Here is a 17,040-nt window from a genome sequence, read left to right on the forward strand (position 1 = left end):
TTGTTATACAAAAGGCCGCCATTATGCCACATCGGGAACGTTTTTACCTCGTTGTTGATAAAACTGCTTGACATAATCATCCAAGCTCCGAGTTTCAATCGCCCGCCGAAGTTCCTGCATCAATTGCAAATAATAATAAAGATTATGAATCGTATTGAGCCGCGAACCGAGCATTTCGCCGCATTTGTCCAAATGCCTCAGGTAAGAACGCGAATAATGCCGGCAGGTATAACAGCCGCAATTTTCATCAAGCGGCCCAGTATCGAATTGATAACGGCTGTTGCGGATTTTAATGACACCGCTGCGCGTAAACAAATGGCCGTTTCGGGCATTACGGGTCGGCATTACGCAATCGAACATATCGACGCCTCTTCTTACCGCCTCGACCAAATCTTCGGGCGTTCCGACGCCCATCAAATAACGCGGCTTATCGGACGGCATCATCGGCTGCACGACATCGAGCATCGCCAGCATTTCTTCTTTCGGCTCGCCGACCGACAAACCGCCGATCGCATAGCCGTCGAAACCGATATCGACCAAGCCGGCCAACGATTCTCGCCTTAAGTGCTCATACATGCCGCCCTGCACGATACCGAACAAGGCCGAAGGATTCTCGCCATGGGCCTTCTTGCTACGAGCGGCCCAGCGCAAGGACAGGCGCATCGAATCGGCGGCCTGGTCGACCGATGCCGGATAAGGCGTGCATTCGTCGAAAATCATCACGATATCGGAACCTAAATGCCGTTGCACCGCCATCGATTCTTCCGGACCCATGAAAATCGAACTGCCGTTGATCGGCGATTTGAAGGTTACGCCCTGTTCGGTGATCTTGCGCAACGCACCGAGACTAAAAACTTGAAAACCGCCGGAATCGGTCAAGATCGGCTTTTCCCAATGCATAAAATCGTGCAAATCACCGTGCGCGTTCATGACCTCAATACCCGGCCGCAACATCAAATGAAAAGTATTGCCGAGAATGATTTGCGCACCGACGTCGTTCAATTCTTCCGGCGTCATCGCCTTGACCGAACCATAGGTGCCGACCGGCATAAAAACGGGCGTTTCGACAACACCGCGCGCGAAAGTCAGGCGGCCGCGCCGCGCAAGGCCGTCCGTATTGAGTAAATCGAATTGCATAAATAATTAAGACGTTAACCGGCTAGTCATTCGACCGAAACAGGGTAAAATCGCGGTATTATATCGAAGTGCCGTAAAATACGCTTGCGTTACTTGCCGGCTTGAGACTGTTTAGGTATAAATAAGCCTACAAAGCAGTATTTAACCCAAAATCAGCCCTTGCGATCAGGAGATTTATGCGCTTCAAGCTCATCATGGTCTTTGTCGATGAAGACAAAACCGAACAAGTTCTTGACGCTTCCAGAGACGCCGGAGCGACGGGCGCGACGATCATCAATAAAGCCTTAGGCCAAGGACTGGAAAAAGTTGTCGGTATTTTCGGTCTGGAAATATTACACCCGAGAGCCGTCGTGCTGATTTTGGCCGAGGAAAGGCGCGCCGATTGCGTTCTGAAAGCCGTTGCTGAGGCCGGCAATCTCGATGAAAGCTTGGGCACCGGCATTGCAATACAACTCGATGTCGACAAGGCCTTGGGCCTCAGCGAGCATATCAAAGAACTAGAAAAACTAAAACCGACTAGCTAAAGAGCGCTGCTCATCCTCTCAGCCAAATGTTGAACCGTTCCATCCCCATAATTCGGCCGGGCAATTACTGAATTCGATATAGACTCGGTCGGGCGGAATCGCCAACTCCTTTTCTAATAAGCGGCTCAACGATGCCGACAACGAACGTGCCTGCGCGCAGCTCAAACCGATACTTTTACACTCGAGATATGCCAAGGGCTTATCGCTGCCGCCGAACAACATCGGCTTGCCGGAAACCAGTTCGACCATGACATAGCGCTCCGACTTACCGGTCTCTTTGGCCATCAGTTGCGACATTTCGGCCAGTAATGACGAAGATTTTTCATCGTCAATGGGGGTATTGGTATTGAGTTTTAGAAAAGGCATAACAATTTCCTCTTAAGATACGGTAAAAAATAACATCCCCAAATGGTTTCCTCTCTGCGCTCACCGGTATTACTCCCTTTATAATCAAAAATTAGCTAACTTTATGAAGGTATGGGGTGTGGCTAGCGAGGATGTCGGCAGCAGGGCAGATTTTTGCTCCTCGGCAATTGCTCCTGCATTGCCCTAATACACGCCATCCCTGGCGTAATGCAAAATCTGCATTCACGCCATCCCTGGCGCTCGAACGCTGCCGTCAAGCCCCCATGGATGGGTTCACGGAGGTCCTCGATAGACACATCCCATACCTTTTATTCTTAGACGGTTTTTCAATCAAAAGGGAGTAAATATACCTATCGTGCAAAAAGCAGCGACTGAGCGTCAGATTGCCGTGTCGTCCGGCAAGACTATTGGTGTTTTTGCATTAACGGCTTCGATAGTCGCGACGAAGGCGTCGCTCCCACAGAGGAATGCAAGCGCTGTGGGAGCGATCCCCTGATCCTCCCTCACCTAGCGTTAGCTGAGGGAAGGCCGAGAGTGTTAAGTGACATTAATATGGCATCGAGACCTCATTAGCTAAGATTTTTCTGGTTCCCACAGCCCTCCGCGGGAATCCATACCTTGGCTGCCGTAATAAGATTGGTATACGTTCCCACGCTGGAGCGAGGAAACGAGAAAATCATCGATTCAAGCAGAAACATTTTCCATCATAGCTATTTCATCTGCACTGAACACGAAATCATATACCGATAAATCTTGTTTCATGTGCTCCGGATCACTCGTGCCGGTCAACGGAATCATACCGAGCTGCAACGCGAAACGAAACACGGCCTGCGCCTTGGTACAGCCGTGTCGCTTGGCAAGCTGGTCCATGACAGGGCGGTTCAATTCGGAAGCGTTTGCCGTCAACAACGAAAAACCCTGATAAACGATGCCGTGCTCAATGCACAACCGGCGAACCTCGGCATCCCATTGCGTACGCGCAAAGCATCGGTTTTGCACGAATGCCGGCTTGATCTCGGCAAATTCAATCAAGAGCCTTAATTGATCCTCGCTGATATTCGAAACGCCGATTAATCGCACCGAACCGGCTTTGCAAAGCCGCTCCATCGCTCGCCATACTTCGCGATCCGCTTCGGTCAAACCCCGACTTAGCGAAGGCCCATGCAAGATGTAGGAATCCAGATAATCGGTGCCCAGGTGCTGCAACGAGCTGTTGAATGATAGCTCGACTTGCGTGGCGTAATCCGCATCGGGATCGTAAGGAAGCCGATGATCTTGACTTGCCGCAAAGGTAAACTTGCTTTGCAGAAAAAGCTGGCCGCGTTTTAATCGGTTCGCTTCCAATACCTTGTTTAGCGCATGACCGACGCCCTCTTCGTAATAATGCCGCCGCTGATTCGCAGTATCGATGGCCCGAAAACCGGCTTCGATCGCTGCCGAGACCAATGCCTCGGTCCGCTCTTCCTTCCAGGCCGTCCCATAGAAAAAACTCGGGACTTCAATGCCTTGAATCAAACGCACCGGCCCCATTCGAACATCTTCACTCATATCCCGCCCCCGTTAAATTTTAAAAACCGTTTAACAACAGACCATACATTACCGAACGAAGAAATGAGCTCTTATACCTTTCGCACCTCAAATTTCGGCAGTGTCTTAGGAGGCACCGGAGTGCTCGGCTAAGGCTTTGTCAGCATGGAGCTGGCATAGAGCCTACAGGGATGTTATTCACGGCGTCCTTTGACGGGCACCCCGGTGCCGAATTTTGATCTGCGATGGGTATATTTATTAAATATTGATTACCTTGATAATCAAGAACTCAACGAAACTCTTCGAATGGTCAATCATAAATCGTTTTGATCCAACTAAATTGCCGATTCATTTAATTGTCATATTTCGGCTTGATAATAACCTGTCACCCCTTTTACCCCAATTAAAATGATGCTCAGCTTTAAAAAAGCAGCCTTGCCGATAGCGATGATTATTTTACAAAGTTGCTCTGGTACATTAACCCAAACCGGCCCCCTAGAAAACAATCGAGGTTATTTCATCGATGCCTCGAATTGCTTCAAAACTTCGATGCACATGGAGCGCATAAAAGTGCCGACCGGGGGCGGTATGACCGAGGTTGAAATACCCGTGATATACAATGCCGGCGCCTTTACGAACTGCATGCGTTTTGCCGGACACAAAACGCCTAAAGTCGATTTAGAAAACTATTTAACAGTTTCGCGCCAGTGTTATTTGGAAGCGCGCGGCTTATCGAATGCCGACGATGTCTACGCCGACTGCGTGCATCGAAGCAGAATCGGTATCGAATTGCTTGAAGACGATGATTAACCAAAGCGTTTTTTCCACTTTTGAAGAAATAGGACTATCTTTAAGCCTGAGTACGACTTTATACTCATCGTAGATGAAAATTCGGCCTCGGGGCGCCCGTCAAAGGACGCCGTGAATACGTCCATGTAGGCTCTATGCCAGCTCCATGCTGGCAAAGCCTTTACCGAGCACCCCGAGGCCTCCTCCGGCACTGCCGAAATTTGAAGTGCGAAAGGTATAATCCGGCTGAATAGCCTATATCCTAAAAAGAGCAGTTTGAGGCTTCACAAACACGGTGAAAGTGTTGTAGACCCTTCATGCTTCGACTTAGCTCAGCACGAACGGTCTACAACACATGTCAACTGCTCTTTTTACTGTGAAAGATCGTAAATTTGGATTCATTATCTAATTTTTCGATATGCAAAACTCCGTTCTGGCAATGCCGGTTCCGGAGAGGGGGCGGTTGCTCGATCGACAGGCGTCGGCGGCAGGGACAGCCGTCGTCGAGCCTACATGGACGTATTCACCCAGCACCTAAATCCAGCACCTAAATTCCATAGCCCATTGGCTATGTTTAATATTATGGCTAATTTAGGTGCTGGATGAATTCCATAGCTCATTGGCTATGGTTAACTATCTTGGATAATTTAGGTGCTGGGTTCACGGCGTCCTGTCGGGCGAGTGACCGCACCCTCCCCAACGGAGAGCTTTCATTTGCCGGGGCGATGGCCAGGCCTTCATGAACGTTAGGTATATCGTTCGAACACAGGAAAAACCATGCAAACCAACCATCATCCCTTCGAATTTCACGGCAATGCCGGCGAGTTTTTTAAAATTTGGATCGTCAATATTTTGCTTTCAATCATCACGCTGGGTATCTACTCGGCCTGGGCCAAAGTCAGAACGCGCCGTTATTTTTACAATAATACTTATCTAATGAACGCGCCGTTCGATTACTTGGCCGACCCGGTCAAGATCCTGAAAGGCCGTCTGCTGGTATTGGCTTTCGTGATCATTTATGTGGCGATTGCGGCGCTGTTCCCGGAAGCCGAGGCGGTTTTGATTCTGCTTTTCATTCCGGTTTTTCCATGGGTCATCATCAAAGCGCTCAAATTTAATTGGTACAATTCGGCTTACCGCAATATCCGTTTTCATTTCAGCGGAGAATATCTCAAAGCGCTATGGGTATTCATCGGCTCGCCGATTCTGGTCGCATTCACGTTCGGCTTGGCCTACCCCTATTTCACCAAAGCCCGAAAACAATTCGTGATCGATAACAGCGCCTACGGCATCAGTCGCTTCGAAATGACGGCAAATACCGGTCAATTTTATACCGTCTACGGAAAGGCGTTGCTCATCTTGTTGGCCACTCTGCTCGCGGTCGCGGGATTTTCTTATGCCCTTTGGCAAGGAATCGGGTTGACTGACGGCCTCATCAATCCGGCCATTCCCGTTCTGGCACTTTTGCTGTTTTATCCCTTTTTGATGATAGTCTATGGCTATGTCTATACCCAAATCACCAATCTTTCCATCAATCATACTTCGCTGCCCCAAATACAATTTGAAAGCCGCCTGGAAACAGCCAAAATCTGCTGGCTTTATTTCACGAATGCGCTAGCTATCATTATTTCGTTGGGTTTATTGATTCCTTGGGCAAAGATTAGAATGGCACGCTATCGCATCGCTTGTCTGTCATTGAATTCGACCGGCGATCTCGATCGGTTCATCGCCGCGGAAGCCGAACAAGCCGAAGCGGTCGGCGAGGAAATCGGCGACTTTCTGGATATCGATATCGGCCTATGATCAGCATCAAGGCTCATTATTACGACGGCAAATCATCAGTGCAAACACCGGTCGACCTGGTTTTTTACGAGTCCGGCAAGGTCTTGATCCAGAGCGATGCACTGCAATGGGAAAGCACAGTCGACCGGCTTTCGATCGCGGCGCGTCTCGGCAATACCCGGCGCAATATTTTTCTACCGGACGGGGGTAAGCTTGAAACGGACGACAATGCAGCGATCGACCGTGTATGCCGCTATTTCAACAAAAATCAGCCGCAATCCTTATTGCATTCTCTGGAAAAAAACCGGACTTACGTATTCGCGGCATTGCTGCTGACTGCCGCGACAATTTGGGCCGGTATCGAATTCGGCGTGCCACTCGCCGCAAAGACTGTCGCAAACAGTTTACCCGCTCATGTCGAACACAAAATCGGAAAAGAAGCGTTGATCAAGCTCGATGACTGGCTATTCAGCGAGTCAACTATCGGCAAAGGCACCCAGGCGGAACTAAACCGGCAACTACAACAATTGACAGCTCACACCCTGCGCGAACACCGCTACCGTTTGCTATTCAGAAACAGCACAAAAATGGGCGCTAATGCGCTGGCCATACCGGGCGGCGACATCATCCTGACCGACGATTTGCTGGACTTAGCCGAAAACAATGAACAAATCCTCGCAGTACTGGCGCATGAAATCGGCCACATCGAACACAAACACGGCTTACGATCCTTATTGCAAAACTCGTTGACCGCATTGTTCATGGCAGGATTGCTGGGCGACATCGCCTCGGTCACCTCCTTATCGGTTGCACTGCCAACCTTCTTAGTCGAAACTCGCTATTCGAGACAGTTCGAGTTGGAAGCCGACCGCTATGCCGTCGAATTACTCGACAAGCAAAACATCCCTATCGAACATTTCACCCGGATACTCACTCTACTCGAACAAAGCCATGGTTTGAATCCCGAGTTCGATTATCTGTCTAGTCACCCAGCGACAGACAAACGTATCGGAACGATTTACGATCGACGAAAGTAGTCTCTTAGGGTTTCGCGACAAACAACCTCCCGGACCTATGGGACTTATAGTCTAGGATTCGGTTACTCGCTTGACAGGACGCCGTGAACCCAGCACCTAAATTATCTAAGATAGTTAATCATAGCCAATGGGCTATGGAATTTAGGTGCTGGGTGAACACGTCCGTGTAGGCTTGACGGCGTCTCCCTGCCGCCGACACCTGTCAAGCGAGCAACCGAACCCTACATTAAATAGGGAAGTTCTTTAAGACTAAATCCTTAGCAAATCAATAAAGACAACTATCCTGACACAGAGGGCGCTTAAGCGCCCAGCAAAGTCGACAGATTGATTGAGAAGACATACACTTTTGTCATTCTCACTCGTTGAAATCAATAGGACATAAAGATGAGTATTTTTTCCAAACTATCGGATATTAACTGCCCCGAATCGCTTGCTTGCGATGCCTCGGGAAAAAACCCATCATTCGAGGTCAGCTTTCGCGCCGACGGCAAAATCCCGTTTCCGCAAGTGATATTGCATGGCGAAGGCCGGCAAAAAATCATAAAGGATGATGCGATCAGCAGCCGGGCCGACGACAAAGACGGCTATATTTATACCGCAAAGATACCGGCCGGTTTATTTGCATCAAACCACATCAATATACAGATCGAAGGCTGCCGCCAAGCCGACTTGAGCCGGGCAGGCGGAGACGACTGGATCAAAGTCTATCGCGACTTCCGTCTCGTCGCGCCGCCCCGTCCCGCACGAAAAATAGAGATTACAGGCGACGTCAAGGTGTACTTCGGTATTCACAAACATATGCACCAACCTTATTATCGTGCGGCCGACCCCGATTATTGGGATGGCGAAAAAGACGAGATCTTCGGCTCTCGGGTCGGCAATTACACCGGCTTTTTGCCGGCCGCAGTCCGCCAATATGGCGAGGGCGACTTGCCGCATGCCGGACTGTCGACCAGTTGGAGCGGTTCGCTGATCGAACAACTCGATCGCTGCGAGACACAAGGCTTGTGCGGCGGCCGTTTCGCGGGTTGGAAAAACGAACTGCGCGGCATTGCCGGCTCTAAAACTGCTCTAGGCAATCCCCGCATGGCCTTTTCCGCGTTCGGCTACTTTCATCCGTTGATGGCGTTGATCCCGGCCCGCAACATCGTGCGCCACATACAATGGCATCAAGACGCGATACGCGCCCACTTCGGCGCCGAAGCCTCCAAAGTCTTGTTCCCACCGGAAACCGCCTTCCATGTCCGTATGATTCCGGCCCTGAGGGAAGCCGGCATCGAAGCGGTCATCTACGATTCCATTCACCGCTACCGCGCTTGCCGCGACTATCCCTACGCCGGCATCAACGAAGGCATGCTGCCGCCCAACGTTTCGGAACAAGTCAACCCGCCGGTAGACGATTGGCTGCAACTGCACAACATCTGGGCCGGCTCGAAAATTTCCCCGAGCCTAATGCGGCCCGAATATATCGTCTACGAAGACCCGGACGGCAAGAGTCATAAAATCATCGGCATTCCGGCCGAACGCTACATCGGCAACGAAGATGCCCGGGGCGGTTTCGGCGCCTTACAATATCCCGACGTTCTCGGCCAAGTCTACGATCAAATCGTTCACACCGGCAGCTTCGATCCGAAACACCCGCCTTTTTTTCTGCTGCATTCCGACGGCGATAATCACGGCGGCGGCGCGGACAGCTATTATCATCACAACACCGGCGAACTGGTGCGCTGGCTGCAAGAAGACCCGCGCTTCGAACTGACCACCAGCGAGGATTATCTGCAGCGTTTCCCGCCCGACCCGGCTCAGGCCGTGCATATCGAACCCGGCTCCTGGAGCGGCGCCGACAACGGCGACCCGCAATTCATGAAATGGTTCAGCCGCTACGACCAACCCTATTCGCCGGACCTGAACTCGTGGGCCGCACTCACGGCGCTACAAAACCTCGTGCATACGATCGAAGACAGCGCGCCGGAACACGCCGCGCTGCAAGAAGCCTCGCGCTTGATGCTTATGGCAGAGACTAGCTGTTACTGGTACTGGACCGGTCAGGATGTCTGGGATAAACAAGTCACCGAAGCGGCCAACAAAGGTTGGCAATTGCTGGGCGGCGCCGTTAAGAAGGTCGGTAACAGCACAGGACCGACCATTTTCGCCCCCTGGGTAACGCCGGAAAACCCGGGCGGCGATTGCTGGGGGCAGGGTTGCCTTAAAGCCGCGCCGAGACAAGCTACATTGCATACCTTCATCCACGACCTATCCGGCCTGAAGCGCACGACATTGGTGCTGCGCACCGGATCCGGCGAGAAACGCCTGGATCTCCACAATCACGGCCCGTATCCAAGCCACACCAACGCCTCGGTATCGGCCGATTATTGCACCGCGTCCTTACCGGTCGGCGCAGGCGACGTACGTTATTTCATCGAAGCCGAAGATATCTGCGGCAATGTCTCGCGCAGCGCATTGGAGAGGATTTACTTGGCCTGAAATCGTTAGTAATACCCCATCCTATTGGGTGGTTCTTGCGTAGGATGGGTAGAGGCGGAAGCCGAAACCCATCGTTTTTCTCCCGCCGAACTTCCCTCTCCCGCCAGACAGGTTTTATAAACTCGTCCGTCACGTTTTCCTGCCGTTTGCGGGAGACCATGATGGGTTTCCGCTTCGCTCCTACCCATCACTGCCTTACTGGACGCTGGAGCGTGGGAACGATAAAGGTTAGATCGAAGCGTTTAACAACAAACTTCCCACTCCTAAAGGATAATCTTGCCGGACTGCGGCGATTGCGGCCATTACCAAAGCGGTTCCCGCAAAAATTGCCGACCCAAAGGAAATCCTTAAAACCCATTCATTAACAAACCGCAAGAAACGCGGAACAGGCGCGATCATTACAGCTAACACCGACAGTAAAGTTGCCGTGACTGTCGACAAAACTCCCGTCGCCAGAGAAGCGCACCACGGGCATTTATGCTTGGCATGCAAATCGTGATAATTACACCCGGCATCCAACCCCAGCCACGGCCAATCACAGCCGCATTGAAATAGAAAGCCGCACAACGGCGTAATGGCAATCAAGGCAATGAACCCCATCAGCGACGCGGCAATGAGTTTGTATTTAAATGATGGCTTCATTGTATTCATTACGACAATCCTGTTTTATACCTTTCGCACTTCAAATTTCGACGATGCTTAAGGAGGCGCCGGGTGATCGGTAAAGGCTTTGCCTACATGGAAGTATTCACGGCGTCCTTTGACGATCACCCTGGTGCCGAATTTTGATCTACGATTGTTATAGACGGGTCTTTTGAAATAATGTTGGCTGCCTATCGCTAAACGGCTTATTCCGCATCGGTTCGCATTTTTTGGACGAGTATGATCACTGCCGCCGCGAACAAGGCGGCCGAGAATACGATTAAGGTTCCGGTGAGATCGTTCATCATATCCGGGGCAACGATCATGACGATCCCCAGTGCAATCATGATCATGCCGCCGATAAGTTTGAGCGTTTGACCGTGCTTCTCTTCGAATTTTTGCCTTTTCAGCGTTATCAAGGCCGCCAAAAAAATGGTGATTTCGATCGAAAGATAGATCAATAGATAAATCAGCAATAAGCCTAAGAATTCTATCGTGCCGACTTGCTGCGATCTGACCAGTTGACTCCATATCACCGGAAAGCCTGCAGTACAAGGCAATTCGACCAATGCAATGCCCGATGCCATAACGAAGGTAGCGCCCGCGAGCGCAAGTCCTTTTCTTTCCGGATTCAACAAGCCTCTTATCGATTGATAGATACCCGGTTTATGTTTGTCCGATATCGTGAACGAAATGCCTTTTTTAAACCAAAAATAATCTTTGACATTGACCAAACCGAATAGCAGCGCGAACAAGGCCACCAACCACTGTACCCAGATTAGATAGGCGACATAGCTCAGCACTTTAAAGACGCCGGCGACAAAGGCGCCGTAGAGAGTTGCCGTCGTGAACAAGAACACCAGGCCGACCAGCAATATTCGTTTTCTGGAGCCTGAATGTATCACCATGCCTAACAGTAGCGTCAATACCCATAGCGAGCATGGGTTAAAGCCGTCGACAAAAGCAATCAATAAGGTGCTGAATATCAACGGTTGCTGTATTAGGTCTATGGTTCCGAGCCAGGGAACGGAAATTGTGGTGGCGGTGGGAGATGGCTGTTTATGCAAGGCATTAAGCTTCCGTGCCGACGCTTGCGTCGAAACATGGTCCGGCGACCGTTTTCGGCTCAGCGCCGCCCTAACGGCTTCTTCGATTTGTTTCCGGATAAACGGCGCATCGCCGAAAAAGGCCTTGCCGCCGACAAATACGGCCGGCACGCTACCGGCTTCGACGCCGTGTTCTCGCGCGGTCAATTGAAAGAGTTCCCGGTTGAAGCGGTTGCGCCATACTTCATGCTGCCGAATTTGCAATTGCGGATAACGTTCTTCCAATTCGCTCAGAAAGGGTTTTTGATCCAGACAATGAGGGCAGGTTTCGCCCCAAAACACGTCCATGACGAGCTCAGGATCGGTCTTTGCCGTAACCGTTTGGCTTAGGAGCGTCAGCAAGAAAATTATTAGGAAAAATCGTGGGGTTTCGAATCGCATTGGTTTTGCCTTTGAATGTCATGATGGGTTTCCGCTTCGCTCCTACCCATCCTACCGCACAGCACACCCCGCATCGCCGTTCTTGCGTAGGATGGGTAGAGGCGGAAGCCGAAACCCATCGTTTTTCGTTTTGCCGCCGAGCCTCGCGCCGGGCGGTTTTAGCGATTCGGCCGCGCTATGTTTTCCTGACGTTCGCGGGGCTCCTCGGATGGGTTTCCGCTTCGATAAACGCCCGGATACCGGCCACGCCTTGACCGCCGGCTTCACGAACTCGCGCCTGATCGTCCTTAGTCAAGCCTCCCAAGCCGAAAACCGGAATATTCGCGGTTTCGGCGAGCGCTGTAAAGCCTTGCCAACCGAGTATTCGGGCTCCCGGATGCGTGGCGGTCGGCAATACCGGCGCCAAGACGGCAAAATCGACGCCGACGGTTTCGGCATGGCGCAGTTCCGCTTCATTATGGCAAGAGGCGGCTAGCCAACCTTGACAGTCCGGCCGTTCGCGTAACGCCATTAAATCCTTGCCGGTTAAATGTATGCCGTCAACGCAACTCGCCTCGACTCCGGATACGGCCGAATTGAGCAGGAGCGATGCGCCATGACGACGGCATAAAGGAAGGATGCGCGCGATAAATTCCGCCGCTTCGCCGGCCGTTACTTTTTTCAAGCGCAATTGAATCAGTTTGATGCCGTTGGCAAGAATGGTTTGTAAGTTAGAGAATAACGCCGAGGGGGTGCTGTCGTCCAGAATGGCATAAAACGGCGGCAGGCAGAGCGCGGTCACGATCGGACGATTCGCCGCCGGAAACGAATAGTTTTGAAGATCGGTCGGAGCTACCCACTCGACCGCTTGTCCTTCTCTGCCATGCGGGGCGCCTTCGAACCGATCGACACGCCAAACTTTGAGCTTAACGCTGAGGTCCGGGTAGTCGTGATGAATCGTGATCAGAGGCGTTGCGGTTTTAACGTCGATGGCCAGTTCTTCATGGAGCTCGCGGTCCAATGCTTGACGCTGCGTTTCGCCCGGCTCGATTTTACCGCCCGGAAATTCCCATAAGCCGCCTTGATGTTTATCGTCCGGGCGCTTGGCGATCAGTACTTTGCCGTGCAGGTCGACAACCGCGCCGACCGCGACTTCTAAAACCGATTTCATAGGTTGTTGATGATGATGCTTCAAATGGTTTCCACGCTCCGGGGACTATTCGAATGGCTCCGTAATGTTTTCTTACCTTTTATCGTGCTCCCATGATGAGTTTCCGCTTCGCTACTACCCATCCTACGGCTTTACTGGACGCCGGAGCGTGGGAACGATAAATCTGGAATCGCACCCACAGAGCACCGGGCCTCCTTTCCTCTTTCCTCTTTCCTCTTTCCTCTTTCCCCTTTCCCCTAAGTCCGATACTCCGCATTGATCCGCACATAGTCGTAGGAAAAATCGCAGGTCAAGACTTCTTGCGAGGCGCTGCCGCGCCCGAGCGTTACGGTTACGGCAATTTCCGGTTCGTTCATCACGCGCTGACCGGCCGCTTCGGTATAGTCTTCGGCTCGGCTACCGCCGCGCACGATGCACACGTCGCCCAGATATATATCGACCCGCTCCAGGTCCATGTTGTCGACGCCGGCCCTGCCGACTGCCGCCAGAATGCGCCCCCAATTCGGATCGCTGGCAAAAAACGCGGTCTTGACCAGCGGCGAATGGGCGATGGTCTTGGCGACGCGCACGGCCTCTTCATCATCCAAGGCTTGATCTATTACGATTCGCATCAACTTAGTCGCGCCCTCGCCGTCCCGAACGATCGCTTCGCTGAGTTGCTTGCAAATCTTCAACACTGCATCGGCAAAGGATTGGTAGGCCGGGCTGCCTTCGGTCAATTCGGGCACTTTCGAACAGCCGCTGGCCATCAAGACGCAGGCGTCGTTGGTCGAGGTATCGCCGTCGACGGTAATGCGGTTAAACGATAATTCGGCGGCGCGCGCCAAACACGCCTGCAGCAGTTTCCGCTCGATTTTGGCATCGGTCGCGATGAAAGACAGCATCGTCGCCATGTTCGGCTGAATCATGCCCGCGCCTTTGGATATGCCGGTCAATGTGATCATCTCGCCGTCGATTTCGAGGATACACGACGCCCCTTTCGGAAAGGTGTCGGTGGTCATGATCGCACGCGCGGCCTGCTCCCAATGCCCTTCGGCCAGATTGGCAAAGGCCTTCGGTAAGACTGCCTTGATTTTATCGACGGCCAACGGTTCGCCGATCACGCCGGTCGAAAACGGCAGGATTTGCCGGGCATCCGCGCCGGCAAGTTTAGCCACGTCCGCGCAGGTCGACAAGGCATCGTCAAGCCCTCTTTTGCCGGTGCCGGCATTGGCGTTACCGGAATTAATCAGCAGCCAACGCGGGGCCTGTTGTAAATGTTCCTTCGCGACGACCACCGGAGCCGCGCAAAACGCATTCTGTGTAAACACCGCCGCGCAAGTCGACCCTTCGCGCATTTGTACGAGCAACAGATCGTCGCGTTTCGTTTGCTTAATGCCCGCGCACGCCGTGCCCAATTCGATCCCGGCAACCCGGTGCATTACCGGAAACGCCACCTGCCCCACCGCCATATAGACTCCTTTAAATTTTCAATAAAACGCTTATTTTACTAATGTTGGGAAACGCGCCTTCCATCAGCGTGCATTGCCGTTTAACTAGTTCGATTCTTTCCGGCTGGCTACTCATCAGATGCGGCAAGATCACTTCGATTTCGATCGTCCCTTCCAGGTAATGAATCTTGAAATCTTCGATATCCTCGAATAGTTCGGACAAATACTCGCGCAAATAACCCTGCACATCCGCGCGCAATACATCGACCGGCTCGTCGATGAATTCGTCGTCTTCCGGGTCGACATGGACCAGTACATCGACCACGTCGTCGAATTCGGCTTTCAGATTTTGCCGGACCGCATCGCCGATCATATGCCCTTCGGAAACGCTGATTCTGGCATCGACCACGATATGCGCGTCGATATAGGCATCTTCGCCCATTTGCCGGGTTCTGAGCAGATGAATGCCGCGCACGCCGGGAGTCGTTTTGATCACTCTGCGTATCTCGCGGATCAAGGACTCGGGCAATGAGGTGTCAACCAACTCCTTGACGCTTTGAATCACCAAACTTAAACCGATCTTGGCGATCATCAAGGCGACGATCGCGGCGGCAACCGCATCGGCATATTCATAACCGACCCAAACGCCGGCTACGCCGATGATCACGACGATCGAAGATATCGCATCGCTACGATGATGCCAAGCATTGGCCAGTAATAATTTGGACCGGGTTTGCTTGGCAATCCGTTTCGTATATTGATAGAGCCATTCGTTAGTCAATACCGATAAGGCGGCTATCGCCATCGCCTCGAATTCCGGCATCAACAAGCGTTCGGGCTGGCGAACTCTTTCCATCGCATCATAGGCGATGCCGCCGGCCACTATCATTAATCCGACGCCCAGCGCGACCGTCGCGATCGTTTCGTAACGCCGATGCCCGTAGGGGTGATCGAAATCGGCCTCGCGCGCGCCCAGCTTAATCGCGGTAATGACCAGTAAATCACTGGCCAAATCGGATAAGGAATGAACACCGTCGGCGATCAAGGCCGCCGATTGGCCCAGTATACCGAAGCCGATTTTCAGGACCGACAAGGCCAGGTTGGTCCATGCAGCAACGATACTGACCTTCGCTTTTAGACGATCGGACTCGATTGACTGGCGCGCTTCGATCATTATTCGCCTACTTCGAGAACAATAATATATTCGCCGTCCTCGGCTTTGGTTTCAAGGATCGTGTGTCCATTGATGCGGCACCAGGCGGGGATGTCTTGCATTACGCCGGGGTCGGTGCAAATGACTTCCAATTGTTCTCCTGCCGCCATGCGTTTGACCCTGTCTTGCGTTCGTATCACCGGCAACGGGCAAAGCAGACGCCGCGCATTCAGGGTTTCCCGGCTCATACGAACCACTCCTCGGCAATTTGCTCCGGCGCGAACGGAGCCACCTGAATCGTTTGTTCCAAACCTTTTTGACTTCTAACCAAAATATCGACCTGCTCGGCATCGCGCCCTTGTCCGTAACGTGCAATGATGCGTCCGGCCAAGGCCAAATCTTCATCGGTCGGTTCGCCGTCGATCAACGCCAACGGTCCGCTGTGACTGCTGCTGATCAAACTGGTAAATTCTTTTTTATAGCCTTCGAGAAAACGGCTCTCGCCTTCCTCGCGCGCGACGATGACTTTGAAGTTGGACTTGGGACGGATATGCCGCCCGACTTTCAGCAACATCACATCGTCGAGTTCGTAGTCTTTCGTCCCCCGGTTTTGCCATAAATCGACTAATTTCGCCGAATAACTCTCGTCGGTCAAAAAACAACAGCCGCCGGCCGGCTGCGCATAATCGACGAAGCCGAACTGCTGCGCCAATTCCATTTGCGGTTTTCTGGACCGTCCGCTAAAGCCGAACAATTTGGCGCGATCGACCCAGCCTTCGCGCTCCGGCAGTGTCTCCGGCAAATTTCTGGCACATAAAGGCCTAAGCAGCAAATCGTCGGCGCCGGATTCGCGCGCGATGATCGGCATCGTTTGTTTGCGCTGCGACATCGGTCGCTGACCGATCACCTCGCCGGTAATGATGAAATCGAAGCCGTTTTCTTGTATCCATTGCTTGGCCTTGTTGACCATGAAAATCTTGCAATCCAGACACGGGTTCATGTTGCTGCCGTAACCGTGCTTCGGATTGATCAGCACATCCTTGTATTCCTCGATGACATCGACGATATGCAATTTGATGCCGAGTTGTTCGGCCACCCACAACGAGTTATTGCGCTTGGGCTTGGCTCGGTCCCGTTCGCGAATCGCATGCGTGTGTCCTTCCACGCAGAAGCCGGTGAAAAAATTGATGCCTTCGACATGCACCCCTTGTTCGATGATCACTTTAGCGGCCAACATCGAATCCAATCCACCGGAAATCAATGCCGCCGCTTTTCTTTGTTCGGACATAACGCTGTTATCTTGTTTAAAATGCTTGTTTAAAAATTGCGTCATTATACGCATTTCTTGGCTAAACTGGGTTCAACTTCGGTGATTATCACCTAGAATAATGAATCATCAAATTTTTGGCGCTGTGGCTCCATGATGGGTTTCGCTCCGCTCTACCCATCCTACTAGTGGCTTTTCAAACTTACGGCGCCGTAGGATGGGTAGCAGCGGAGCGGAAACCCATCGCTTTATTGAACTCGGGTGG

The 17,040-nt window shown here is 52.1% G+C and carries 15 protein-coding genes; 5 read left to right on the forward strand and 10 right to left on the reverse strand.

Features of this window, described 5'->3' with window-relative positions; genetic code table 11:
* Positions 1–21: 21 nt before the first annotated feature.
* Positions 22–1,137 carry a tRNA guanosine(34) transglycosylase Tgt gene (tgt, locus tag ACINK7_RS20270; protein WP_404358141.1) on the reverse strand — a complete coding sequence of 372 codons (1,116 nt, stop codon included), beginning with the start codon at positions 1,135–1,137 and terminating at the stop codon, positions 22–24.
* 176 nt (positions 1,138–1,313) lie between these two features.
* On the opposite strand from tgt, the gene ACINK7_RS20275 reads away from it, so the two are divergent.
* Positions 1,314–1,661, forward strand: a complete 348-nt coding sequence (locus ACINK7_RS20275; protein ID WP_404358143.1) for a P-II family nitrogen regulator — start codon at positions 1,314–1,316, stop codon at positions 1,659–1,661.
* An 18-nt stretch (positions 1,662–1,679) separates the two neighbouring features.
* Here ACINK7_RS20275 and ACINK7_RS20280 read toward each other — a convergent pair whose 3' ends face one another.
* Both ACINK7_RS20280 and ACINK7_RS20285 read right to left on the reverse strand, forming a co-directional pair.
* Complete coding sequence (locus ACINK7_RS20280; RefSeq protein ID WP_404358145.1) at positions 1,680–2,027, reverse strand: phenylpyruvate tautomerase MIF-related protein; 348 nt, start codon at positions 2,025–2,027, stop codon at positions 1,680–1,682.
* A gap of 684 nt (positions 2,028–2,711) precedes the next feature.
* Complete coding sequence (locus ACINK7_RS20285) at positions 2,712–3,575, reverse strand: aldo/keto reductase family protein (protein WP_404358147.1); 864 nt, start codon at positions 3,573–3,575, stop codon at positions 2,712–2,714.
* A 387-nt stretch (positions 3,576–3,962) separates the two neighbouring features.
* On the opposite strand from ACINK7_RS20285, the gene ACINK7_RS20290 reads away from it, so the two are divergent.
* The 4 genes from ACINK7_RS20290 (at position 3,963) to ACINK7_RS20305 (ending at position 9,646) form a co-directional block, all read left to right on the forward strand.
* Positions 3,963–4,364 carry a hypothetical protein gene (locus ACINK7_RS20290; RefSeq protein WP_404358149.1) on the forward strand — a complete coding sequence of 134 codons (402 nt, stop codon included), beginning with the start codon at positions 3,963–3,965 and terminating at the stop codon, positions 4,362–4,364.
* 756 nt (positions 4,365–5,120) lie between these two features.
* Positions 5,121–6,146, forward strand: a complete 1,026-nt coding sequence (locus ACINK7_RS20295; protein ID WP_404358151.1) for a YjgN family protein — start codon at positions 5,121–5,123, stop codon at positions 6,144–6,146.
* The gene (locus tag ACINK7_RS20300) at positions 6,143–7,162 is read left to right on the forward strand and encodes a M48 family metallopeptidase (protein WP_404358153.1); all 1,020 of its coding nucleotides are present in this window, start codon (positions 6,143–6,145) and stop codon (positions 7,160–7,162) included. The genes ACINK7_RS20295 and ACINK7_RS20300 overlap by 4 nt, the downstream gene beginning before the upstream one ends.
* Positions 7,163–7,546: 384 nt before the next feature.
* On the forward strand, positions 7,547–9,646 hold the full coding sequence (locus tag ACINK7_RS20305) for a glycosyl hydrolase family 57 (RefSeq protein ID WP_404358154.1): 2,100 nt from the start codon (positions 7,547–7,549) through the stop codon (positions 9,644–9,646).
* 228 nt (positions 9,647–9,874) lie between these two features.
* On the opposite strand, the gene ACINK7_RS20310 is transcribed toward ACINK7_RS20305, so the two are convergent.
* The 7 genes from ACINK7_RS20310 to ACINK7_RS20340 all read right to left on the reverse strand — a co-directional run bounded on the left by ACINK7_RS20310 (position 9,875) and on the right by ACINK7_RS20340 (position 16,796).
* Complete coding sequence (locus ACINK7_RS20310) at positions 9,875–10,297, reverse strand: hypothetical protein (protein WP_404358156.1); 423 nt, start codon at positions 10,295–10,297, stop codon at positions 9,875–9,877.
* Between the two features lie 197 nt (positions 10,298–10,494).
* The gene (locus tag ACINK7_RS20315; protein ID WP_404358158.1) at positions 10,495–11,736 is read right to left on the reverse strand and encodes a thioredoxin; all 1,242 of its coding nucleotides are present in this window, start codon (positions 11,734–11,736) and stop codon (positions 10,495–10,497) included.
* 214 nt (positions 11,737–11,950) lie between these two features.
* Positions 11,951–12,925: a Nudix family hydrolase gene (locus tag ACINK7_RS20320; RefSeq protein ID WP_404358160.1), complete on the reverse strand. Its 975-nt coding sequence runs from the start codon at positions 12,923–12,925 to the stop codon at positions 11,951–11,953.
* A gap of 236 nt (positions 12,926–13,161) precedes the next feature.
* The gene (argJ, locus tag ACINK7_RS20325) at positions 13,162–14,376 is read right to left on the reverse strand and encodes a bifunctional glutamate N-acetyltransferase/amino-acid acetyltransferase ArgJ (protein WP_404358162.1); all 1,215 of its coding nucleotides are present in this window, start codon (positions 14,374–14,376) and stop codon (positions 13,162–13,164) included.
* 10 nt (positions 14,377–14,386) lie between these two features.
* A complete protein-coding gene (locus ACINK7_RS20330) occupies positions 14,387–15,529 on the reverse strand; it encodes a cation diffusion facilitator family transporter (RefSeq protein ID WP_404358164.1) in 1,143 nt (380 codons plus the stop codon).
* A complete protein-coding gene (locus tag ACINK7_RS20335; protein WP_404358166.1) occupies positions 15,529–15,756 on the reverse strand; it encodes a sulfurtransferase TusA family protein in 228 nt (75 codons plus the stop codon). The genes ACINK7_RS20330 and ACINK7_RS20335 overlap by 1 nt, the downstream gene beginning before the upstream one ends.
* Positions 15,753–16,796, reverse strand: a complete 1,044-nt coding sequence (locus tag ACINK7_RS20340) for a tRNA (5-methylaminomethyl-2-thiouridylate)-methyltransferase (protein WP_125218047.1) — start codon at positions 16,794–16,796, stop codon at positions 15,753–15,755. Before ACINK7_RS20340 ends, ACINK7_RS20335 begins: the two co-directional genes overlap by 4 nt.
* Positions 16,797–17,040 lie beyond the last annotated feature (244 nt).

It is taken from the genome of Methylotuvimicrobium sp. KM1 (assembly GCF_044788715.1).
In the GTDB taxonomy this organism is placed as follows: Bacteria; Pseudomonadota; Gammaproteobacteria; order Methylococcales; family Methylomonadaceae; genus Methylotuvimicrobium.